The 4,890-nt window shown below is 58.2% G+C and carries 4 protein-coding genes; all 4 read left to right on the top strand.

Annotation, left to right across the window (positions count from 1 at the left end; all coding sequences use genetic code 11):
• Window positions 1-1,235: right-handed parallel beta-helix repeat-containing protein (locus tag ABX749_RS21895; RefSeq protein ID WP_372897858.1), on the top strand; the 1,235-nt coding region annotated here is incomplete at its 5' end.
• 51 nt (window positions 1,236-1,286) lie between these two features.
• On the top strand, window positions 1,287-3,128 hold the full coding sequence (locus ABX749_RS21890; RefSeq protein ID WP_372897857.1) for an arylsulfatase: 1,842 nt from the start codon (window positions 1,287-1,289) through the stop codon (window positions 3,126-3,128).
• Between the two features lie 60 nt (window positions 3,129-3,188).
• Complete coding sequence (locus ABX749_RS21885; RefSeq protein WP_372897856.1) at window positions 3,189-4,613, top strand: sulfatase; 1,425 nt, start codon at window positions 3,189-3,191, stop codon at window positions 4,611-4,613.
• Between the two features lie 36 nt (window positions 4,614-4,649).
• Window positions 4,650-4,890, top strand: a 241-nt coding sequence (locus ABX749_RS21880; protein ID WP_372897855.1) for a sulfatase-like hydrolase/transferase, incomplete at its 3' end; no start/stop codon positions are given.

Genomic DNA, 4,890 nt, shown 5'->3' with positions numbered 1-4,890 from the left:
TCATGCACGGCGAACGCTATCAGCTAACCGCTGACGATGCGGGACTGCAACACGATTGGGACATGCATGACAAGGCCAACGCGTTGGTTCGTCTTCGCGGCGCCGAGAACTGCATGATCGAAAACTGTCGTTTTGCCCATAGCGGCAGCGGTGCGATCCGCGTGGACCTGCACGGCCAGGAAAACAAAATCTCCGGCAACCATATCGAGCACATGGGAGGAGCCGGCATCTTGCTTTGCGGCTACGGTCCGGGCACCAAGGATGTCAATCGCAACAACCTCGTGTTCAACAATCACATCCATCACCTGGGACGCATCTACCTGCATTCGCCCGGAATCATGGTCTGGCAAAGCGGCAACAATCGCGTGGCGAACAACCTGATTCACGACATGCCGTACTGTGGAATCATCGTCTCTGGTTTCATGTCCCACTTCTTCGACAGAAACGGACGAGAGCTTTGTCGAACCATCCGAAAGCACGAAGTCGGTGACGTGCCTCGCAATCCGACGCTCGACGATGTTCGCCCCTTCCTTCACTCTCGTGACAACACGATCGAGTCCAACGAGATTCATCACGTGATGGAAACCATGGGCGACGGCAACGGAATCTACATTCGCGGCGCGGGTGCCGGGAATGTGATCCGCCGCAACTACATCCACCACTTGGTGACCCCGATGCTGATGCAGGCAGCGATTCGCACCGACGGTGGCCAGCGTGACACGCTGATCGCGGAAAACCTGATCTACAAGTGCATGGCGCAGGGGATCATTTTAAAACTGAACAATCGCGCCGAAAACAACATCGTGGCCGACATCCTCTCGCCGCCCCGAGGCTACTACCTGTCGTTGCGAGAAGGGCCGATGGACGGTGCCGTGATCAAGCGAAACATCTTTTATTCCATGGGCAACGAAACGGTCTTCATCGATGAATTGGCTCCTGGGAAAGGACGCAAGACCGAGGACAGCAGAGGGCGGCAACTGGCGCGAGCGAAGGATGCCGATACCGATTTCAACATCTACTACAGCTCGACCGATCCGGAACTGGCGAAACAGATGCTGAAAAAACAGCAAGGTGATGGAGTGGACGCCAACAGTCGGGCGACGGACCCGATGTTCGTCGACCCGGAGAACGGAGACTTTCGATTCAAGCCGGGATCTCCCGCACTGGAAATGGGCATCGTCCCGATCGACCTGTCCCAAATCGGATTGCGCAACACCGAACACGCGACTCCGTAGCAAAGATCCACGACTCTCGCCCGCACCCAACCCATTCAAAAACCAGCACCCATGAAAACGTTTGCCCCTCCGGAATTGAAGACGATGAACACCTCTGGTATTGCCTGTTTCGCTGTTGCGTTGCTTTCGACGTTGTCATTGGGGCTCGTCCCTGCGGTCCAGGCCGCTCGTCCGAACGTGATCCTGATCATGTCGGACGATCAGGGCTACGGCGACCTCGGATGCACCGGGAACCCGATTATCAAGACGCCAAACATCGACAAGTTGGCATCGGAAAGCTCCGGTCTGCGGGACTACCACGTCGCCCCGACGTGTTCCCCCACGCGTTGCTCGCTGCTGACCGGCCACTGGACGAACCGCACCGGCGTTTGGCACACCATCATGGGGCGTTCGATGCTGCGTGAAAACGAAGTCACCGTCGGCCAGATGTTCGCCGACGCCGGCTACGAAACGGGCATGTTCGGGAAATGGCATCTCGGCGACAACTATCCCTATCGACCGGAGGACCGTGGTTTCACCGAGGTCTTTCGACACGGCGGCGGCGGTGTCGGCCAAACGCCCGACCTCTGGGACAACGCCTATTTCGACGGCTCCTACTTCCACAACGGTGAAATCGTTCCGGCCAAAGGCTTCTGCACCGACGTCTTCTTTTCTCGGGCCTCCGACTTCATCAGCTCGTGTGCGAAACAGAAGCAACCGTTCTTTGCCTACATTTCAACCAACGCACCGCACGGCCCGCTGCATTGCCCGCAGGAATACCTCGATCTGTATCCTGACCAATCCGACAACATCGCCGCGTTCTACGGAATGATCACCAACATCGATGACAATGTTGGCAAGACCCGTGAGCTGATCGAAGAACTCGGAATCGCTGAGAATACCATCTTCATTTTCACGACGGACAACGGGACGGCCAGCGGAGCAAAGATCTACAATGCCGGAATGCGTGCCGGCAAAGGAAGCCCGTATGACGGCGGCCACCGCGTGCCGTTCTTTGTGCATTGGCCGGCCGGTGGCCTGACCAAGCAGCATCAGGTCGACCAACTCACCCACGCCGTCGACATCGTCCCAACGTTGCTCGACATGACCGGTGTACCAAAGCCTGAATCGGTAACCTTTGATGGCGTCTCGATCGCCAGCTTGCTCGATCCGACCCAAGACGTTGATTGGCCCGAACGCTTTGTCATCAGCGATTCGCAACGCGTTCGCGATCCGATCAAATGGCGGGGTTCGTCGGTCATGTCGCAACAGTATCGGCTGATCAACGGCAAAGAGTTGTACGACATCGCCGCCGACCCGGGACAAAAGAACAACATCGCCAAGAAACGCCCCGAAGTCGTCGCAAAGATGCGAGAGTTTTACGAACAGTGGTGGGCGGAATTGGAACCGACGTTCTCGCAAACGACCGAAATTTACCTCGGCCATCCCGAACACCCCGTTGTCAGCCTGACCGCCCACGACTGGATCCAGGAGATTTATCCCCCGTGGCACCAAGGATCGATCCGCGCGGCGATTGAACTGCAGAACTCCAAAGAACTCGTCCACAAGGGCCACTGGGCGGTCAAGGTGATCCAAGATGGCAAGTACCAAATCGCTCTCCGCCGCTGGCCGGTCGAGTCGGGAACTGCGATCAACGCACCGCTTGCCGCCGGCGACAACGTCCCAGGAGCCACCAAGGCGTTTCGCACCACGCCCGGAGTTGCCGTCGGTGCGACCCACGGTGTGCTGCGACTGGACGGCAAGGATCTTGACCGCAAGCCGGTCGAGACGGATGCCGAAGAAGTCCGCTTCGTCACGGAACTCAAAAAGGGTTCGCATCAGCTCGCCCCCTATTTTGAAATCAAGGACGGTGAGTTGGGCGCGTACTACGTCGTCGTCACCCACCTCGATTAAGCCGGTTCACATCAAACGACACGTTGGCAAAGAAAGTCTGAAATGAGAGTTGAGAACGTCATGAATAGGTCGAGGTTGGGTTGTGTCCGCACGACCGTCACTTGTCTGGTGCTGCTGTCTGCGCTGTTCGGCTCGGTCGGTATGGCCCATGCGAGCGAGAAGCCCAACATCATTCTGCTATTGGCAGACGACCTGGGCTACGGAGACCTGTCTTGTTTTGGCAGCCCCGCCGTCAAGACGCCGCACCTCGATCGACTCGCCAGCGAAGGGGCGCGGCTGACGCGTTTTTACGCCGGATCAGCGGTGTGCTCGCCGACGCGAGCTTCGGTATTGACCGGTCGGTATCCGCTGCGATTCGGTATCACGAAGCATTTCAACGATGTGAATCGGTGGCTGCCTGAATCGGCGACGACGGTGGCGGAACTATTGAGTGACGCGGGCTACAACACCGCACACGTCGGCAAGTGGCATCTCGGTGGCCTGCATGTCGACCAGCAGGGAAGACGGCTGGACAATCAGCCTGGCCCGCGACAGCACGGGTTCCAGTTCTATCAGACGCAAATCGAGCAGCAGCCCCTGCGCGGTCGCATGGGTCGCGAGCGAACGCTCTTTCGACAGGGCGGAACGGTGCTGCTGCGCAACGATCTGCGTGTCGGCGAGGACGACACCTATCATTCAAAACACTTGACTGATGCAAACGGCGATTATGCGATGGAGCTGATCGAGAAATTCTCGGCCGACCAGAAACCGTTTTTCATCAATCTGTGGTGGCTCGTTCCCCACAAGCCCTACGAGCCCGCTCCAGAGCCGCACTGGTCCGCCACGGCGGCCGACGGCATCAGCGATGACCAGCATCGCTTCCGATCGATGGTCGAACACATGGACGCCAAAGTCGGTCTGCTTTTGGCAAAACTCGACGAATTGGGGATCGCGGACAACACCCTCGTGCTCTTCACCAGCGACAACGGAGCAGCGTTTGAAGGCTATCTCGGCGAACTGAAGGGCGGCAAGACAGACTTGCACGACGGGGGAATTCGTGTGCCGATGGTGGTGCGGTGGCCGGCGGCGATTCCAAGTGGTCAGACTTCCGACGCGTTTGGCCACACCAACGATCTGCTGCCGACGTTCTGCGATGCGGCCGGAGTCGAACTGCCAAGCGAATTGCCGCTCGATGGGATGAGTCTGTTGCCTCATCTCAAGGGCGGGCCTGCGCCGAGCGTCGACGCCAGGGGGACCGTGTTCTGGCAGCTTGATCTGTACAAGCACCTTCAACGCCACTATCCGAAACCCAAACCGTTTGCCACCGAAGTCGCCATGCGGGGAAAATGGAAACTGCTCGCACTGCGTGGACAGCCGGTGGAATTGTTTGACGTGGAAGCCGACCCCAACGAGCAGCGAAACATCATCGACGACCATCCTGATCTGGTCGCCTCATTAACGGATCAGCTTGAGCAATGGCTGAACGCGCCGCGGACACCCAAGTAGAGCGACGATCATGACCAGCCCAAAGAGAGACATCAAATGTCATTGAATTTGAAATCCAGCGTCCTACCCATCTTGGTGATCGCAGCGTTGAGCGGGCTGTTTGCTCTACCGGTCCGGGCGGACGACCGCAAGCCAAATTTCGTGGTGATCTTCACCGATGACCAGGGCTATGGCGACCTCAGTTGCTTCGGTGGCAAGCACGTCAGCACACCCCGAATCGATCAGATGGCGGCGGAAGGTTCCCGGCTGACGAGCTTTTACGTGGCCGCACCGGTTT

It is taken from the genome of Stieleria sp., from assembly GCF_041595215.1.
Lineage (GTDB): Bacteria > Planctomycetota > Planctomycetia > Pirellulales > Pirellulaceae > Stieleria > Stieleria magnilauensis.
Note: the sequence above shows the minus strand (reverse complement) of the source record. Positions and strands in the feature narration are given on the sequence as shown.